This is a genomic window from Methanobrevibacter acididurans (assembly GCF_046197875.1).
Classification (GTDB): Archaea; Methanobacteriota; Methanobacteria; order Methanobacteriales; family Methanobacteriaceae; genus Methanobrevibacter_A; species Methanobrevibacter_A acididurans.
The window spans coordinates 1,374,102-1,392,286 of record NZ_CP166991.1 but is presented as its reverse complement, the minus strand read 5'-3'; the positions used below and the strand labels follow the sequence as shown (position 1 = coordinate 1,392,286).

Genomic DNA, 18,185 nt, shown 5'->3' with positions numbered 1-18,185 from the left:
ATATCCATCTTCAGACCCAAAATATACAGTCTAAGAAGCAATGTAGAAGGAGTATTCAGCGTAATCAAAAGACTATTTAACGGAACAAACCGAAGCCGAACACTAAAACTATCAAACAAAGAAACAAAACTCAAAAACCTAATCTACAACATCCACAGATCAACACAACTACCAAAAAAATAGGGTTTCTACAAAGCCAAAATTTTTATTAAATTTAATTAAAAAAGAGTATGGCTTAAATTATATTCCTAAGTTTCATAAAGATATTGGATTGTTAAAAAATTTTTATATTACTCCTGTAAGAAATACATTCTTTTTAGCTATAAATACAAAAACTAATGAAATTATTGGTTCCATTGGTATAAGAGAATATGATCGAAAATCTGAATGTTTTGAAAATAATTTTTCAAGAAAATCAACTGCTAGTTTTTATAAAGTTTTTGTTGATGAAAAATATCGAAGAAATGGAATAGCTTCTGCTTTAGTTAAAAAAGCAGAAAAATTTTGTTATAATCAGGGATATAATGAAATATATTTACATACTCAAAATATTGTTGATGGGGCTTTGTTTTTTTGGAATAAAATGAATTTCAATATCATATTTAGAGTAAATGATAAGTTAGATACTGTGCATATGTCTAAAAATATTTATAGGGTGCCTTTAAAACTTTATGATATCTCATTAACTTCAATTCAAGCTAAATAATTTATTTTATTAATATTATCATTAAATATTCATGATTTTTTCTTTTTTTATTTAAAATTTAATTTTGTACTATTTAATTTAGTAGATATCATTTTTGGATTAATTATTTTAAATTTTAAGTTTTTTATTATTATTTTAGCTTTGTTATAAGAGAATATTCTTTTAATTTATTAAATTTTCATTGATTTATTATTGAATGATAAAATATTCTTATTTTAGTTTTATTTTATTTTTTTATTATTATTTTATTAATTTTTAAAAAATATAACCGATTATTAAAATCTTTTAAATAATTATTATCTAAATTTGAAGTATTACTATTTTATCTAAATTTATATTTAAGTTATTACTAACAAAATCTTTATAAATGATATTTTAATAAATAACTTAATTGTCAAGTAATTTTTAACTTAAAAATTTATTTATGGGCTTGATTTTTAATATTAATCATTTAAATAAAATATTTGTAATACTCCATATATAAATAAAATTATAAAAAGTATTACTTGTATTTTAAAACGGAAAAAAATAATTTGGGAGGATTAAAAATATGCATATACCTGACGGTTTTATTCCACTTTGGCAATGTGCTATTTACTATGTAATTTTAATAATTGCACTTTACTTTGCATCTAAGTGGGCGCGTAATAACCTTAATGAGAAACGTATTCCTTTATTGGCTGTATTAGCAGCAGGTATATTTGCTATAATGTCAATGAACATGCCTATTCCATTTGGTACAAGTGGACATATGGTAGGTGGAACATTAGTAGCATTAGTATTTATGGCTCCAGAAGCAACAGTACTTGTATTTACAGTGGTTTTACTTGTACAAGCTTTATTCTTTGGTGATGGGGGTATCACTACTTTGGGAGCTAATGTACTTAATATGGGTATTATAGGGGGTGCAGTTGGTTTATTTACTTTTAAAGGTTTACGTAAATTTATTGGAAAATATCCTGCAATTGGAGTGGGAGCATGGCTTGCGACTTTTATAGCTGCAGAAGCTTGTGCGGTAGAAATGGCACTTGCTGGAACTTTCCCTTTAAATATAGGTTTAGCTTCTATGGGTCTTTACCATGCATTCATAGGAGTAATAGAAGCTATTTTAACAATTATTGTTATTGCTGCTCTTGAAAAATACAGACCTGACCTATTAGCTTGGAATGATAAATCCACAAGTAAAAATGTGGAGGTTAATTAAATGAAACAAAAAGACAAAATTTTAATTGTAATTGCTATTATAGTTTGTGTTGTCTTAGCATGTCTTTCTCCTTTCATTGCATCTGGAAATCCTGATGGATTAGAAAAATCCGCAGAAGATTCTGGTGTTGGTGAAGCAAGTGCATTTTTACAATCACCATTTCCAGATTATACTTTTGAACCATTAGGAAAATTAGGTGAAATTGGTGTTTTAATAATTGGTACATTAATAGTTTTAGCACTAGGATATGGTGTTGGGGAAATTGTTAAAAGACGGAATTAAATTTAAATAGGAAGAACTTAAATAAAATAGATAATAAGTTAGTTATTAATTAGTTTTAACTAATTTATATTTATTTTTTAAAAAATTTAATATTCTTTTAATTCTTAAATAAAATTAAAAAAATAATATTGAAAACTTATTTTTAATAAATAATTATTAATAAATAATGAATTTATTAACTTAAGTAATAAATTGATTATTTGTAATATGAAATGGGGTAAGTTAATGGTGAATATAAATGATGCACTCGATTTGGATGTTGTAAGTGCACAAAATAGTGTTATTCATAATTTGGACGGAAGAGTAAAATTAATATCTGTACTTTTTATAATAATATATTCAGTTTTTTCTAATCAATTATTTGTCCCTATAATTTTAGAAATATTCTTGTTAATTGTAATGGGTCTTGCAAAATTATCATTTAAAGCTTCATTTACACGTATTTTATTATTGATCCCATTTGGTGGGGCAATTATACTATTTCAACCATTTATTCATCCTGGAAATATAATATGGGTTAGTTCTATTTCATGGATTCATATTACCGATGCTGGACTTAACTGGGGAATTATTTTAATGTCTAGATTAATTGTTTGTTTAACTGCAATAGTCATATTATCATCTACAAGTCCAATGCAAGAAGTTGTTGAATCATTTAGAAAATTAGGAATGCCTCGAGATTTAGCCATGATTTTAAGTATTATGGTACGTTTTTTATTTATGTTTATTGATGAATTAGCACAAATAAGAAAATCACAAAAATCTAGAAACTTTGATATTCATAGTAAATTAACTCCTTATAAATGGAGAATAAAACAAGTAGGTTATACAGTAGCCATGATGTTTTTAAAATCTTATGAAAAAGGAGAAACAACATATTCAAGTATGGTAAGTAGAGGATTTTCTAATGATTCTCAATTTTATGTAAGTAGAAAAAAAATGACAAAATCAAATTATGTTTTCATAATATCTATTGTATTATTAATTTTATTTATAGAAATTTTAGTTATATTTTATGCACCACAATTAGGATATTTTGGTTTACATTTTACAGCAACATAAAGAAATAATTATTGGGAGGAAATTATTATGTCAGAACCTATTTTAGAAACTCAAGATTTAACATTCACATACCCTGATGGTACACGGGCATTAAAAAATATAAATATGAGTATTAATAAGGGAGAGAAAGTAGCAGTTATGGGAGCTAATGGTGCAGGTAAATCAACTTTATTCTCCCATTTTAATGGATTATCCCAACCAACAAGTGGGATTGTTAAAATTAATGGGGAAGAAATGAAATATGATAAAAAGAGTTTGCTTAAAATTAGGCAAAAAGTAGGGGTAGTATTTCAAAACCCTGATGACCAATTGTTTGCCCCTACAGTTCAAGAAGATGTAGCATTTGGTCCAATGAATTTAGGTTTAGACTTAAATGAAGTGGATAAAAGAGTTGAAAAATCTTTAAAAATGGTAGGAATGGAAGGTTTTGAGGAAAAACCTCCTCATCATTTAAGTGGAGGTCAACAAAAAAGAGTGTCTATTGCAGGAATTATTGCAATGGATCCTGAATTAATGATTATTGATGAACCAACAGCAGGTTTAGATCCTCAGGGTGTTGATCAAGTTTTAACAATCCTTAATCACTTAAATGAAAAGGGCATGACTTTGCTTGTTTCTTCTCATAATGTTGAACTTATAACAGAATTTGCAAATAAAATTTTTATTGTTCATGATGGTGAAATTATTAATGAAGGATCTACTAATGATGTATTTTCTAATCATGAAATTTTAAAAAAAGCACATTTAAGACCTCCAAAAGCTAGTGAAATATTACATAAGTTGCAAAAAGAGGGGTTAAATGTCCAACCTAATAAATTAACTACTCAAGAAGCCTGTGATGAAATTATTAAAGCTAAATTAAGCAATCATTAATTAAATTTTTATGGAGTTGTTATTATATGAGTTGTTGGAAATATTGGCCAAAAATTGAGGAAATTGCTGAAAAACTTGAAGAATATGGTGTTGATTCTTTAAATGATTTAAATACTTTAGATGATGTGAATTTAAATGAAATCACCCTTTTATTGGATGAAATTGAAGTTATTGCTCATGATGAAGAAATTGATTTTGATTCAGCAAAACATATATTAGATAATGTTCGGATGAATAAAGCATTAAAACTTATCAGAAAATTTTATTTATATATTGGTGCAAGATTAGAAACTGAAAATGCTATGGATATTATTCAATCTAAAGACCCTAATCAAACTTTAGATACTTTTCATTTTTATGAAAGATATGAAGGTTTATTAATTAATGAATCTAAATTAGCTAAGTTTAGTAAAGATAAAACCTTTGTGTTTATTGGTAGTGGGCCATTACCTCTTACATTAATATTATTTAGACAAGCATTTGGTTGTAATTGCATTGGTATTGAAATTCAAGAAGATGTTGCTGAATTATCTCGTGAGGTTATAGCTAAATTAGGATTATCTGATGGTATTAAAATTGTTGTTGGTGATGAGACTAAATTAAAAGATCTTGATTATGATATTGTGATGGTTGCAGCATTTGCTATTCCTAAAGATAAAGTTTTTGCTAATGTTTGGGAAACTGTTGATATAAATACTCCAGTTCTTGTTAGAACTTATAGTGGTATGCGAGCTATTCTTTATGCTCCATTAACTGATAAAGATATAAGAGGATTTCATAAAGAGGTTATGCTTTTACCTATAGGAAATACTAACAATACAAGTGTATTACTTAGAAAAGTAGTTTAAATATTTTTTCATATCTTAAACTTTCTATTTTTTATTAAAATTACTAAGTATATGAATAATCCTATTATGAAATATAATATAACTTGGATGTCTAATATTCCTGTTTCTACTCCAAGTATTGTGTAAGTTAATAATAATGCATATATGAATAAGTAAAATGAATTTTTAGTTTTTTCCACTATTTTAAATCCTATTCCTAATATAAAACCTATTAATCCCATTCCGATTGCAACACCTATTCTTCCAAAATCTACAATCATTGGTCCTATTATTGTAGGTGTTACTGTAACTTCACTTCTCCAAGCTATTAGTTTTCCAATCATCATTCTGGGTCCAAGAGCACTACCTGGTAGTGAGCTAGCTATTAGTTTTCCATGTAATAATCCATAATCTCCGGATACACTATTTATTAGATTTAATACATGTAATGTGAAATCTGCTCTTGATTGTAATGTTGATATTGGGCTTGCTCCTTTTGTTATAGTTCCTTCTTCAATTACACGATAATAACCAATTCCTACAATTGCACCTATACCAATTAATGCAGCTATTACAACTTCCCATAGAGAAAGTATTTCTCCATAATATCCCATGATTATAAGGAGTAATAAAACTGCAAGTAGTGGGGTTCTATAAGCTAAAGTTAAAAATATGACTGCACTAATCATAAACAGAATTAAAAATCTGAATCTAACTTGAGTTCTTGAAATAATATTTTTTTTATAATCCATTAAATAACAGCTTGCTATCATTCCAATTCCAGGTATCATTAAAAATATAGGCATTGTTAATGCAGGAGAAAGTTTATATCTTAAACTTGAATGGATTATAGGTAATCCTCCAGCTTTACCTATACAAAGAATAAAGAATATTAATCCGAGTAATATCAGGCAGAATCCTATTGAATATATTTCTTTTCTTTTAAAATTAAATAATTCAATATCTTTGTTTAACAAGTATTTTGGTATTAATTTTGCACCTATAAAAAAGGTTAAAAATGCTATTAAAAGATTTATTTCTAAACTCCAACTTACAGGGGTAAAAGAAAGAAGTAAAAATATGGTAAATACAACGATTACAATCAATGGACTAAATAGATATTTATTCAATATTTTACTTTTTTTAAAGAAAGATAAAAAGTTTTCTTTAGGATAAAAACTTTTAAAAAAACTGTTGATCCATGCATCTTCAAAATATTTTAAAATATTAAATATAGTAATGAATAAGAATGATTCTTTTACTTTACTTGTAATACTTTCTGTAATATGGGTTAATATATTATAAATGGTGCTCATATTTTTCACATATTTTTAGAAATTCTTATGAAATATATCCAACATTTGTCACGTTATAATTACTTTCAATATTTTCTAAAGTAGTGTTATTACAATTATAAATACGTAACTTTATTGAGTCAGTTTTACCATCAAGTTGGTTTAGAATATTGCTTGCAATGTTAATTTCTTTTCCTGTTGCTCTAATAATTTCTATTTGGTCTTGTAATGCAGCATTTTCAGGTTTAATACATATTCTGCAATGATTTTCATATAATTGATTTGTAATTTCTTGGTAAGTTTGAGTATCTTTAGTTGAAGATGCAACTGTTGTTGAAATCTCATAATTTGTACCATTAGGTATTCCTTTTATCAATTCATTTAAAGTATTAATATTCATTGGACTTATTGTGCATTCTACAGTATTATTATACTTTGAACCATTTTTTTCAAGTGTTAATTCATCAATATAAATATCTGCATTTTTAACATCATTATATACTGCAGCTAAATATTTGTGTCCTCCAGAGTCAATTAACAATTTTGTATTTGCTCCGGAATCATCATCTTCCCACAGTACAGTACCATTTATATTAATATTTTTCCCATTACTTGCATTATATCCTTCAATAGTAGTAGTTATAATGTCTCCTTCTAAATAATATTCAGAATATTTTTGTCCAACTTTACTCATTGTTGTACTATCAATTGATGTAGATTCAGTTCCATTATCATCTGTTGCTATGTAAATAAATGCAAAACAAACTGCTAAAATAATACATAGGATTATAATCCAATCAATAATAGTTAATTTTTTTAAAAATCCAGGTAATTTCATTTTTTTCAAAACCTTTTAGTTATATATTATACTTCTTCATGAATGGCACCACAAGGACATATTTCTAAGCATTTCCCACAGTTGTTACATCCTTCTAAGATAACTACTGAAAATACATTTCTTTTTATTATATTTAATGGGCATAAGTCTATACATTTTTCACAAATACCACAAGCTTCATTATCTATTATCAAATTGTGTCACCAAATTATTTTAATTATTGATACTATTTTATTTTTAATTAATAAATAAGTTTAGAATTGATTTAGTTTTTAAAATTTTTTAAAAAACGTTACCTTTATATATGAGATAAATCTTAAATTAGTATGTTGTAGTATGCAGGGGTGCCCGAGTGGCCAAAGGGGGAGGACTTAAGATCCTCTGGTATAGGCCTTCGAGGGTTCGAATCCCTTCCCCTGCACTTTTATATTAATCAAAATCATTTTTTTATCAAGTTTATTACTAAAAGGATGATTTATTCTATTTTTAACACATGTACCAATTTATTGCCTTAGTGGCTCAGCCGGTAGAGCGCCACCTTGGTAAGGTGGAAGTCGGGGGTTCGAATCCCCCCTAAGGCTCTTAATTTTTGGAGAATTTACTTATTTCATATTTTAATAACTATTTTTTACAGTACTAATTTTATATTAATCAAATAATTTCTTAATTTATTTTAAAAATAGATAATTTTATTAATTTATAAAACAAATATATAAAAGAATATAAAATTTTACATTTAAACACCAAAAAAATCATAAGAGAATTATGATTATTTTATTAAAAAAAGTATAATAGACTTTATTGGAGGGTAAAATGTCTAAAAAAACAAAACATTTTAATATTTTAATGGCAGGAGTAATTTCTGGTATAGTCGCAATAACCACCGCAACTTTAGGACTAACTGGGACTGTCATAGGATCTGTATTAAGTTCAATAATTTATCAATTACTATCAACTTATTCTGAAGAAAAAATTGACACATATTCAAGAGATGGTATAAAAGTTAAGAAGTTAGAAACAAATATTGGTGGAGAAGTTGTTTATTTACTCCCTATAGTTGTTATAACATTAATTGAATTAGTCTATTTATTAACTACATTCCATTATAATTTTGTTGAAATCTTCAATTTACTTGAAACCGCAACAAATCAAAATCTTTTCCGTGTTATGGGTTTAGGTATGATAGTTTTAAGTTTCTACCCATTCTTCCGTTCTAATAACATTCCGAAAAAAAATGGAGTGTTAGTATTTTTCACTGGTGGAATTATACTACTTAGAGGATTAGTAGATGTTAACAATGTCTTCTTCTCTTTAGTGGGTAAAGTATTTGATAAATTTGATTTTTTCGCTACATTAATAATATTATTATTACTATTAATCATTATAGTTGGTGTAATAAGCAGTATATTTAATGCACGTAATGAAAATAAAGATAATGTTTATGATAATGAATACCGAAATCAGTATAGGTCTTCAAGAAATCCAAGAGATTATGACCCATTAGATTTTGATGAATTAGAAATGTCAAGAATTCAAAAATCTAGAAGAAACAGAAATTATGAGAATGATTATAATCGGGAGTATATTCCTAATAAACGAGTGGTAAATGAAGAGGATTATCAAAATTATCATAATCCTAAAAATTCATCTTCAAATTATTCAAATAAGTCTATGAATGCTTCTGATAAAACTAAAAAATTTTTTAATAATAAATTCAATGATAAAAAAAGATAAAAATTTTAAATTTTATTTTTTTAATTCTTTTTCAATTTCTTTTTCTTTCCATTCACTACCTTTTTTAGGGAATAAAATAACTTTTATAAATTCAATTACTACAAAAATTCCCCAAATTATACTTACCCAATAGAACCACCAAGTTCCGGGGCTTGTAAAATAATTTATTGCTAATAATAAAATATTTACTATGATATATATTGAAAGATGCTTGTAAAATCTAATTTTGCTCTCTACACGTTGTTCTGCTTTTTTATATTCTTTGCTTTCATAATCTACCATTTTCATCACAATTTTATTTATATATAATTTTATTACCGATATTAAATTTTATTCACATTGAAAAATTTTATATTTAATATAATTTAAACTATTTAATGTAAAACATTTAATTATTAATTTAATTATTATATCATTATTCGATTTAAATAAATATTATTAATTTAATTATCTGTTTTTTTTATTTAATATTTAAAAAAAATTAATTATGGGAGGATAAATTTTATGACAAAATTTTTTCATAAAATTATTCTATTATTAATGTTGTTCTTAATGGTATTTTGTGTAATACCATTTGTTGCTGCTGAAAATGTAGAAAATAATAATTCAAGTTTTAATAATAATAATAATATTGCTATTGATTCTAATAGTAATTATTTAAGTTCTAATTATGATTTGTATGTTTCTTCTGATGTCAATACCTCAGGTAATGGATCAAAATCTAATCCATTTAAAACAGTTCAAGAAGCATTAAATGCTAATACTGGAGGTCAATCAATTTATGTTTCTAAAGGAATGTATAATATAAGTAATTATGAATTAACTAAAAATGTGAAATTAATCGGAGAAAATTATTCAAATACTGTAATTAGTGGAGATAATGCTACTCATATTTTCATTATAAATAATCAAGTTACAATTAATTTAAATAATTTAACCTTTATTAATGGAAATACGATTTCATCTCAAGAAGTTGGTGGAGCCATTCAAAAAAATACAGGTACTTTAACTATTAATAATTGTATTTTTGAAAATAATTCCGCTCAATATGGAGGAGCTATATATAATCTTATAGGGGAATTAACAGTAAATAACTCTAAATTTATTAATAATTCAATTATTAATAGTGGTTGTGATGGGGGTGCAGCTATTTATGATTTATATGGTACTGGAAATATTTATAATACATTATTTATAGATAATATTGCTTATAAGCAAAATGGGGGAGCTATATATCAAAATAAGGGATATTTAAATTTGTACAATTCTACTTTTATAAATAATCAAGGTACAGGTATTGGTATAGGTGGAGCTTTGTACTTAAACGATAGATCTTATTCTAATATAACTAACTGTATTTTTAAAGGGAATTCTGCTTCTCAAGCAGGAGCCATATACTCTGCAAATGCTCTTAATGGTATGATTGGGTCTTGTTTAATTTATAACTGTATATTCGATAGTAATAAAGCTAATTTCTATGGAGGTGCTATTTTTAATTACTGGTACTATAGTTTAATGACTGTAGAAAATTGTATGTTTTCAAATAACACTGCTAAGTACGGGGGAGCTTGTTATAATCAATATTCTGTATTAACCTTAAAAAATAACACTATTAAAAATTGTACAGCTTTAGAAAGTGGTAACAAGATTTATAATGACGGAATTTTAAGTAATGCTTATCTCACTTTACTAAATAATCAAACTATTAAAGTAGAAAAAGGTGAAATTGTAAATATTACAGCTTCACTCACTGATGATAATGGTAATGAAATAACTGCAGGAATTGTTAATATTTTGGTTAACGGTATTTCTATAAATAATTTAACAGTTAATGAAGGTTTAGTTTACTGTAATTATACAGTTAATAAATTAGGTGAATCATTAATTGAAGGTAATTATTCACAAGCACAAAATACTATATTAAAAACTGCTATTTTAAACACCAATACTTCATTAAAAACAGTTTTAATAGGTGAAAATTTAACAGAAAATTATGGTCAAGGGTTAAATTACACTGCTAAATTATTAGATATTAATGGAAATCCTTTAATCGGTTATCATGTTGCTTTAAATTTAACCAATCCTCTTAATGGTTTAAGTAAAGTTTATTGGGCTACAACAGATACTGAAGGTAAACTATTTTTAGAAATTAATCTTTTCCCTGGACAGTATACTGTTCAAGCATCTTTTTCTGATATTGAAGGTTACTTAGCTAGTACTTGTAATAATTCTATTGTTGTAAATAATGTTGATAAAGTATCTACACTTTTAAGTGTTAATAAATTTGTAAGTACTTATGGAGAATTGAAAAATTTAACTGGAGTATTGCAAACAGTTTCTGGGGATAAATTAGCAGGTCAACATATTGCTTTAAATTTAACTAATCCTCACAATGGTTTAAGTAAGGTTTATTGGGCTACAACTGATGATAAAGGGGAATATCAATTGCCTATTAATTTATATTCTGGCGATTATATTGTAAAATGTTTTTATTATGGTTCTACTGATTATACTTCTTCTTTTAATAATACAAGTATAATTGTAAACCTTTAATTTTTTATTTTTTTTAGTAATGTTTATTAATTTGAATTTATTAAAATAATTTTAGTTAAATCTAATTTTTGCTGATTTTTATGGTGAATAAAGGAAATAGTACTTTAAAAGATATTTTGGACGTAATTTTATATGAAAATCCATCTACTCAAGATGAAATTGCTGATAAGTTAGGTATTACTCGTCGTTATGTTACTCAATTATTACAACCTCTTGTTAAAAAGGAAATTGTTAAAAGGGCTTATATTATTGATTTAAAAAAATATGAAGAGTTATATGGGAATAATATGAATTCCCCAGAGTATTCTAGTAATTTATTGATTAAAAATATGTTACAAAATATGAGCGATCACGTTAAACAGGAAGTAGAGGTTGCTTTTAATTCTATTGTTGAAAATGATAAGAAAATAGCTGAAGATGCTCTTGAAATGGATTATACTACAAATAATCTCTTTGAAAAGGTTCGTTATTCTGTTGAAACTATTGTTAATATTGATCCTCATTCTAAAGTTTCTAAAGTTTCTGTTTATAATGAAGTTGCTTATGATTTGGAACGTATTGGTGATTATTCTGCCCATCTTGCTAAATTTACTGTTAATGATGATTTAGCTGTGGATGAAGATGTTTTGAAATTTTTAAAAAAGATGCATAAAGCTGCTCAAAAATCTATAGATATTTCTATGGAAGCTTTTATTGATGGTAAATTAAGTGTTAAAGGTGATCTTATGGATAATGAAGAAAAGATTCATACTTTACAGAAAGATGCAATGAATTGTATTGCTTTTCAAATGGCAGATACTAGTTTTGATGATACTCAACATTCTAATTATTATTTGTACTTGTCTCGTGTTGTTAAAGCTTTTGAACGTATTGGGGATATTAGTGTTGAAATTATGGATACTGCAGCTGAATTTCATAAAGATATTCCTCGCCCTATTACTCCACGGTCTTTTCGTGAATAAGCTTTTGCTTTAAGCTTATTTTTATTCCTATTTTGTGAATTTTGTGTATTTTTATATCACTTCTTTTTTACATTTAGTTCCTATTTTGTGTATTTTCATTCACATTATGGAAACCTTTATATATATAAAAATCAACCTTTTAAATGGGTGAGAATGATATATGAAAAAAAATAAAAAAATAGCAATACTTGCTATTATAATTATAATAGCTGCAGCTTTATTGATTGTTACAACATCAAGTGCTCAAAAAATAGATATTGTGGGCTCAACTAGTGTACAACCAGTAGCTGAAAAACTTGTATCTGAATACAACCAAACCCACTCTGGAGTAGAAATCAACGTCCAAGGTGGAGGATCTAGTGTAGGGATAAAAAGTGCCCAAGATGGTACTGCAGATATAGGATCTAGTTCTAAAGAAGTAAAAGGTTCAGATGCAAGTGGATTAAAACAATATGAATTAGGTAAAGATGGTATAGTCATTGCTGTAAATAATGAAAATAGTATTTCTGACTTAACTACAGACCAATTAAAAGGTATTTACTCAGGTAATATTACAAATTGGAACCAAGTTGGGGGAAATGATGGGGAAATTAATTTAATTACTAGAGAAGAAGGATCAGGAACCTTAGATGCATTCCAAAAATTAGTCTTAGGAAATGATTCAATGAAAAAAGATGCAGTAGTACAAAGTTCTACAGAAGCAGTAAAACAATCCGTAGCACAAGATCCAAATGCAATTGGATTTATATCATATGCTCATATGAGTGATGATGTAAAATCCGTAAGTGTTGATGGAGTATCTCCATCAGACAGTACAATAAGTGATGGATCTTATAAATTACAAAGACCTTTCATATTTTTAACTAAAGGTGAACCTACAGGAGAAACTAAAAAGTTCCTTGATTGGGTCATGAGTGATGAAGGTAAAAAAGTGTTACAACAAGAAAAAATTGTGCAATCTACTGCATAAATTTAAAAGTTTAATATTAATAGAATTATATCACTAAAAAAAATATTATGAAATTTTAAAGAATTTCTTCTCTTTTTTCCTTTTATTTTTTTAAAATAAAATTATTTTCTTCACAAAAAAGATACATGGTTTAATACTTATTTCTTATTAATTAAATTTTAAAAAACTAAAAGTGGATTTTTTTATGAAATCAAAGTATAAATGGATAATTGGAATAATCATAGTAATAATAATTGCTTTGTTACTTGTCATACCAGGTATGAATGTTCAAAGGATGGACATTGTAGGTTCAACAAGTGTACAACCTTTAGCTGAAGAATTAGCAGATGCTTATGATACAAACCATTCTGATATTAAAATTAGTGTTCAAGGAGGAGGTTCTGGAATGGGTATAAGAAGTACTCATCAGGGAATCGCAGATATTGGGATGAGTTCTAAAGAATTGGATTCTTCAGATAAACAAAATATAACTGAAGTGGAATTAGGTAAAGAAGGAATAGTCATTGGTGTGAATAATGGTAATAACATTTCAGATCTTTCAAGTTCACAAATTAAAGGTATTTTTAATGGAAATATAACAAATTGGAAAGAAGTTGGAGGTCCAGATCAGGAAATTCATGTTATAACTCGTGAAGAAGGCTCTGGTACAAGAGATGCTTTCACAAGTCTTATCATGGATAAATCGGATATAATGTCTTCAGCTATAGTTCAAAGTTCTACTGAATCAGTTAAACAAGCAGTTTCAACAGATCCAGGAGCTATAGGGTACATGTCTTTTGCTCATATGTCTAATGATGTTAAATCTCTTTCAGTTGATGGTGTTCAACCCTCTGAAGAAACTATATCTAATGGGGATTATGAACTTCAAAGACCTTTCTTGTTCCTTATTAAAGGAAAACCTACTGGTGAAGTAAATAAATTTTTAGAATGGGTTAAATCTCCTGAAGGAACAAAAATAATTGAAGAAAATAAGATTATTCCAGTATCATGAAGAATTGGTACTTTTTATAGAAAAATAGATGAAATTAAAAAATTATCATGTTATTAATATATTTTAATAAAAAAAGTTATGGGGTATGAAATGGGAGAAAAAACTTTTTCAGAATTGTTTATAGAGAAAGGCTTGTTATTAACAGCTTGTTTTTCTATTTTAATAATTCTTGTAATAGTAGCATTCATATTAATTCAAGGATTTCCTGCATTTCAAGATTATGGATTTTTAAATTTTATTTTTGGAATGAATTGGGCTCCTGATTCCAATCAATATGGTGTTTTCACTATGATTGTTGGTTCATTAGAAGTTACATTGCTTGCATTGGTTATGGCTGTGCCATTATCAATCTTATGTTCAATATTCATGGCGGAAGTTGCTCGCGATAATGTAAGAAAATTTTTACAACCAGTAATTCAAACATTAGCTGGAATTCCAAGTGTAGTATATGGATTTTTTGGTTTAATTGTTTTAGTGCCTATAATTAGAAATAATTTTGGGGGAACTGGGTTTAGTATTTTAACCGCTGCAATTATATTGGCGATAATGATTTTACCTACAATTATTAGTGTATCTCAAGATGCACTTCGTAGTGTTCCTAAACAGTTTAAAGAAGCTTCATTAGGTTTGGGTGCTACAAATTGGCAAACAATTCGTCACATTATTTTACCTGCGGCGCTTCCAGGTATTGTAACTGCAGTAATTTTAGGTATGGGTCGTGCAATAGGTGAAACCCTAGCAGTTATAATGGTTGCAGGTAATGTTACTCAAATTCCAGGATCTATTTTTGAACCAGTTAGAACTTTAACTTCTAATATAGCATTAGAAATGGGTTATGCAACAGGTTTACATTATAATGCATTATTTGCAACAGCAGTAGTATTATTCATAATCATAATGATTTTATTATTGTTTACTAATTGGATTCAACGTAAATATAAAATGGACATTGGGGGTGGGGATTTATGATTTATGAGAAAATCAATATTCAAAAAAATATTAGAGTCCCACGTCGTGTTATTGGAACAAAAAAAATTTTAGAAGAAATAGATTCTTGTGATTATTATAATATAATGTATTCAAAAAATATTAAAAACTATATTAAGGAGGAATATTAAATGTCATTTAAAATTTGTAGTTCAAAATCTTCAGATAAAATAATGAATAAAATTTTTATTTTATCTGGTATAGTGACATTAGGTATTCTACTTATTATTTTAGGTTATATTCTAATAAAAGGGTTACCTGTAGTTAATTTGGAATTTTTATTAGGTAGTCCTATAGATTCTGGTAAATCTGGTGGAATATTACCTATGATTATATCTTCCGTATATGTGACTTTAATTGCAGCTGTGATTGCAACTCCTCTGGGTGTTGGAGCTGCTGTGTATATGGTTGAATATGCAGGTGAAAGTAAAATTGTTAATTTAATTCGTTTTGGTGCAGAAACCTTATCAAGTATTCCTTCAATTGTATTTGGTTTATTTGGTTTAGCATTTTTCGTGGTATTTCTAAATTTAGGATGGTCTATTCTATCAGGAGGGTTAGTCCTTGCTATTATGGCGGTTCCAACTGTATTCCAAGTTTCTGAAGTTGCTATAGCTTCTGTTCCTAATACTTATCGTCAAGCATCTTTAGGTTTAGGTGCTACTAAATGGCAAACTATAGCTAATGTTGTTATTCCAGCTTCAATTCCGGGAATTGTGACTGGTGTAATACTTGCTATGACAAGAGCTATATCTGAAGCTGCTGCTGTTATGTATGCTGTTGGTTCAGCACTTTCAGTCCCTATATCCATATTTGATCCAGGGCGTCCTTTACCTCTTCATTTATATATTTTAGCTACTGAAGGAATTTCAATGGATAATGCATTTGGTACAGCTGCAGTTCTAGTAATAATTGTTCTTATACTAACATTTGCTACTAATTACTTAGTTAATAGATATCAAGAAAAAATGATGGGGAAATTTTAAAATTTAAGGAAGGTTTTGTAAATGAATAGAATTACAGTAAAAAATTTGAACACAAAATTTGGAGATAATCACATATTAAAAAATATCAATATGCAAGTTCCAGAAAATACAGTCACTGCACTTATTGGTCCTTCTGGTTGTGGTAAATCTACTTTTTTGAGAACTTTAAATCGTATGAATGATTTGATTCCTTCATTTAATCATACAGGTGAAATTTATTTAGATGACACTGAAATTTATGGTAAAAATATTGATGTTGTGAATTTAAGAAAAAGAGTAGGGATGGTTTTTCAAAAAGCTAATCCATTTCCTAAATCAATATTTGATAATGTAGCGTATGGTCTTAGAATCCATGGAATAGAAGATGAAGATTTTATTGCACAAAGAGTTGAAGAAAGTTTAAAATCTGCAGCTATATGGGATGAAGTTGAATCTAAACTTTATGATTCTGCTATGAGTTTATCTGGTGGACAACAACAACGTGTTTGTATTGCCCGTACAATTGCTAATAAACCTGAAGTTATTCTTATGGATGAACCATGTTCTGCTTTAGATCCAATATCAACTATTAAAATTGAAGATTTGATTAATCGTCTTAAAAAAGAGTATACTATTTTAATTGTTACACATAATATGCAACAAGCTACACGTGTTAGTAAATATACTTCTTTTTTCTTAAATGGTGAAATTATTGAAAATAATTTAACTTCTGAACTTTTCATTAATCCTCGTGAAGAAAAAACTGAGGAATATATTACTGGAAGATTTGGTTAAACAGTTAAGTTTGAATTATTTACTAAATATATATAATATTATAATTGTGGAGATGTGATGATGAATAAAATTTTTCCTAGTATTTCATTTAAAAATCAAATGAAGAATATAAATAAAGATTCTGAAAAATTAGGACAGCTTGTGATTGATTCTCAGAGTGAATGTATAGATTTGCTTGAAAGTTATGATGAAAATAAATTTAATGATTTAAAGAGAAAAACTGATGAAATCGATGTTTTTACTATTGAATTAGAACGTAAATGTATTAGGTTTATTGCTAGTGAACAACCTTATGCTAGTGATTTAATGTATATTGAATCTTTAATACGTAATATTAGTCATATTAAACGTGTTGGTCATTTATCTTTGAATATTGCAGATTCTATTAGTAAAATTAATTTTGATTTAGTTCCTGAGAAACTTGTTAAAGAATTAGCTTTTATGAGTGATTATGTTCATTTAATGTTAATTAAATCTATTAAGGCCTTTCATAATCATGATTTAGAAAAAGCTAGAGAATTAAGTACTGATGATGATAAGGTAGATGAACTTTTTGATAATGTACTTACTAGATCTACTAATTTAATGAGTGAAAGTACTGAGGGTATTGAAAATTTTGTTCAATTAATTTTTATTGCAAGATTTTTAGAACGTTCTGCTGATAGAGCTGTTAATATTTCTAATCGTACTATTTTCATGTTAACTCTTAAAAGACCTGATATTAAACCTTTAGATAATGAAAATGATGAAGATTTATAAGATAAATAATAATTTTTATTATTTTATTTTTTAAACTTTTTATCTTGTTTTATTTCTTTTTTTTAATTATTTTTTTTAATTATAATGATTAATCATGACTATGTTTTTATTTTTTTCAATTTTTATTAAATGTTCTTATATTTTATTTTCTTCTTTTATTCATTTTATACTATATATTGCTTATTTAAATGATTTTTGATTTGTTATTCTTTATTTTATTTTTGTTTTGCTTTTTATGGCTTGTTTTATTTAATTTAAGATGTTTTTTCTATTTTTGAATATTTTTTATTTTTTTTACTAATTTTTTAAAAATTTTATAATAAAAATACTAATTTTATTACTTTTTTCTTTTAATGTTCCTTTATTAGTTCTGTTTTTTCAG

At 26.6% G+C, this 18,185-nt stretch carries 20 protein-coding genes and 2 tRNA genes; 18 read left to right on the top strand and 4 right to left on the bottom strand.

Annotation, left to right across the window (positions count from 1 at the left end; all coding sequences use genetic code 11):
* Positions 1–271 precede the first annotated feature (271 nt).
* From ACA135_RS06885 to ACA135_RS06860, 6 genes are all read left to right on the top strand, one after another.
* Positions 272–706 carry a GNAT family N-acetyltransferase gene (locus tag ACA135_RS06885; RefSeq protein WP_409198016.1) on the top strand — a complete coding sequence of 145 codons (435 nt, stop codon included), beginning with the start codon at positions 272–274 and terminating at the stop codon, positions 704–706.
* A gap of 550 nt (positions 707–1,256) precedes the next feature.
* A complete protein-coding gene (gene cbiM, locus ACA135_RS06880) occupies positions 1,257–1,910 on the top strand; it encodes a cobalt transporter CbiM (protein ID WP_409198015.1) in 654 nt (217 codons plus the stop codon).
* Positions 1,911–2,192 (top strand): PDGLE domain-containing protein, encoded by a 282-nt coding sequence (locus ACA135_RS06875; RefSeq protein ID WP_409198014.1) that lies wholly within the window; start codon positions 1,911–1,913, stop codon positions 2,190–2,192.
* 225 nt (positions 2,193–2,417) lie between these two features.
* Complete coding sequence (gene cbiQ / locus ACA135_RS06870) at positions 2,418–3,254, top strand: cobalt ECF transporter T component CbiQ (protein ID WP_409198013.1); 837 nt, start codon at positions 2,418–2,420, stop codon at positions 3,252–3,254.
* Between the two features lie 27 nt (positions 3,255–3,281).
* Positions 3,282–4,127: an ATP-binding cassette domain-containing protein gene (locus ACA135_RS06865; RefSeq protein ID WP_409198012.1), complete on the top strand. Its 846-nt coding sequence runs from the start codon at positions 3,282–3,284 to the stop codon at positions 4,125–4,127.
* A 26-nt stretch (positions 4,128–4,153) separates the two neighbouring features.
* Positions 4,154–4,975, top strand: a complete 822-nt coding sequence (locus ACA135_RS06860; RefSeq protein ID WP_409198011.1) for a nicotianamine synthase family protein — start codon at positions 4,154–4,156, stop codon at positions 4,973–4,975.
* Between the two features lie 8 nt (positions 4,976–4,983).
* Here ACA135_RS06860 and ACA135_RS06855 read toward each other — a convergent pair whose 3' ends face one another.
* The 3 genes from ACA135_RS06855 to ACA135_RS06845 are packed head-to-tail and all read right to left on the bottom strand — an operon-like array spanning position 4,984 to position 7,281.
* Positions 4,984–6,270 (bottom strand): oligosaccharide repeat unit polymerase family protein, encoded by a 1,287-nt coding sequence (locus ACA135_RS06855; protein WP_409198010.1) that lies wholly within the window; start codon positions 6,268–6,270, stop codon positions 4,984–4,986.
* 25 nt (positions 6,271–6,295) lie between these two features.
* Complete coding sequence (locus ACA135_RS06850) at positions 6,296–7,087, bottom strand: adhesin (RefSeq protein WP_409198009.1); 792 nt, start codon at positions 7,085–7,087, stop codon at positions 6,296–6,298.
* Positions 7,088–7,113: 26 nt separating this feature from the next.
* The gene (locus ACA135_RS06845; protein WP_409198008.1) at positions 7,114–7,281 is read right to left on the bottom strand and encodes a 4Fe-4S dicluster domain-containing protein; all 168 of its coding nucleotides are present in this window, start codon (positions 7,279–7,281) and stop codon (positions 7,114–7,116) included.
* A gap of 144 nt (positions 7,282–7,425) precedes the next feature.
* Between ACA135_RS06845 and ACA135_RS06840 the strand changes: the two genes are divergently transcribed.
* The 3 genes from ACA135_RS06840 (at position 7,426) to ACA135_RS06830 (ending at position 8,821) form a co-directional block, all read left to right on the top strand.
* Positions 7,426–7,508: transfer RNA gene (locus tag ACA135_RS06840), tRNA-Leu, on the top strand.
* A gap of 87 nt (positions 7,509–7,595) precedes the next feature.
* Positions 7,596–7,668: transfer RNA gene (locus tag ACA135_RS06835), tRNA-Thr, on the top strand.
* Between the two features lie 232 nt (positions 7,669–7,900).
* Positions 7,901–8,821 carry a hypothetical protein gene (locus ACA135_RS06830; RefSeq protein WP_409198007.1) on the top strand — a complete coding sequence of 307 codons (921 nt, stop codon included), beginning with the start codon at positions 7,901–7,903 and terminating at the stop codon, positions 8,819–8,821.
* A 12-nt stretch (positions 8,822–8,833) separates the two neighbouring features.
* Here the strand turns inward: ACA135_RS06830 and ACA135_RS06825 are convergent, their stop codons facing one another.
* Complete coding sequence (locus ACA135_RS06825) at positions 8,834–9,103, bottom strand: 2TM domain-containing protein (protein ID WP_409198006.1); 270 nt, start codon at positions 9,101–9,103, stop codon at positions 8,834–8,836.
* A gap of 222 nt (positions 9,104–9,325) precedes the next feature.
* On the opposite strand from ACA135_RS06825, the gene ACA135_RS06820 reads away from it, so the two are divergent.
* From ACA135_RS06820 to phoU, 9 genes are all read left to right on the top strand, one after another.
* Positions 9,326–11,374, top strand: coding sequence for a hypothetical protein (locus ACA135_RS06820; protein ID WP_409198005.1), 2,049 nt, complete (start codon positions 9,326–9,328; stop codon positions 11,372–11,374).
* An 83-nt stretch (positions 11,375–11,457) separates the two neighbouring features.
* Positions 11,458–12,336 (top strand): PhoU domain-containing protein, encoded by an 879-nt coding sequence (locus ACA135_RS06815; RefSeq protein WP_409199099.1) that lies wholly within the window; start codon positions 11,458–11,460, stop codon positions 12,334–12,336.
* A gap of 160 nt (positions 12,337–12,496) precedes the next feature.
* Positions 12,497–13,306 carry a phosphate ABC transporter substrate-binding protein gene (locus ACA135_RS06810; protein WP_409198004.1) on the top strand — a complete coding sequence of 270 codons (810 nt, stop codon included), beginning with the start codon at positions 12,497–12,499 and terminating at the stop codon, positions 13,304–13,306.
* A 184-nt stretch (positions 13,307–13,490) separates the two neighbouring features.
* Positions 13,491–14,297, top strand: a complete 807-nt coding sequence (locus ACA135_RS06805) for a phosphate ABC transporter substrate-binding protein (RefSeq protein WP_409198003.1) — start codon at positions 13,491–13,493, stop codon at positions 14,295–14,297.
* Positions 14,298–14,387: 90 nt separating this feature from the next.
* Positions 14,388–15,266 carry a phosphate ABC transporter permease subunit PstC gene (pstC, locus tag ACA135_RS06800; RefSeq protein ID WP_409198002.1) on the top strand — a complete coding sequence of 293 codons (879 nt, stop codon included), beginning with the start codon at positions 14,388–14,390 and terminating at the stop codon, positions 15,264–15,266.
* The gene (locus ACA135_RS06795) at positions 15,263–15,415 is read left to right on the top strand and encodes a hypothetical protein (RefSeq protein ID WP_409198001.1); all 153 of its coding nucleotides are present in this window, start codon (positions 15,263–15,265) and stop codon (positions 15,413–15,415) included. The genes pstC and ACA135_RS06795 overlap by 4 nt, the downstream gene beginning before the upstream one ends.
* Positions 15,416–16,270 (top strand): phosphate ABC transporter permease PstA, encoded by an 855-nt coding sequence (pstA, locus tag ACA135_RS06790; protein WP_409198000.1) that lies wholly within the window; start codon positions 15,416–15,418, stop codon positions 16,268–16,270. It begins immediately after the preceding gene.
* A gap of 21 nt (positions 16,271–16,291) precedes the next feature.
* Positions 16,292–17,044 carry a phosphate ABC transporter ATP-binding protein PstB gene (gene pstB / locus ACA135_RS06785; protein ID WP_409197999.1) on the top strand — a complete coding sequence of 251 codons (753 nt, stop codon included), beginning with the start codon at positions 16,292–16,294 and terminating at the stop codon, positions 17,042–17,044.
* 57 nt (positions 17,045–17,101) lie between these two features.
* Complete coding sequence (phoU, locus tag ACA135_RS06780) at positions 17,102–17,803, top strand: phosphate signaling complex protein PhoU (protein WP_409197998.1); 702 nt, start codon at positions 17,102–17,104, stop codon at positions 17,801–17,803.
* Positions 17,804–18,185 lie beyond the last annotated feature (382 nt).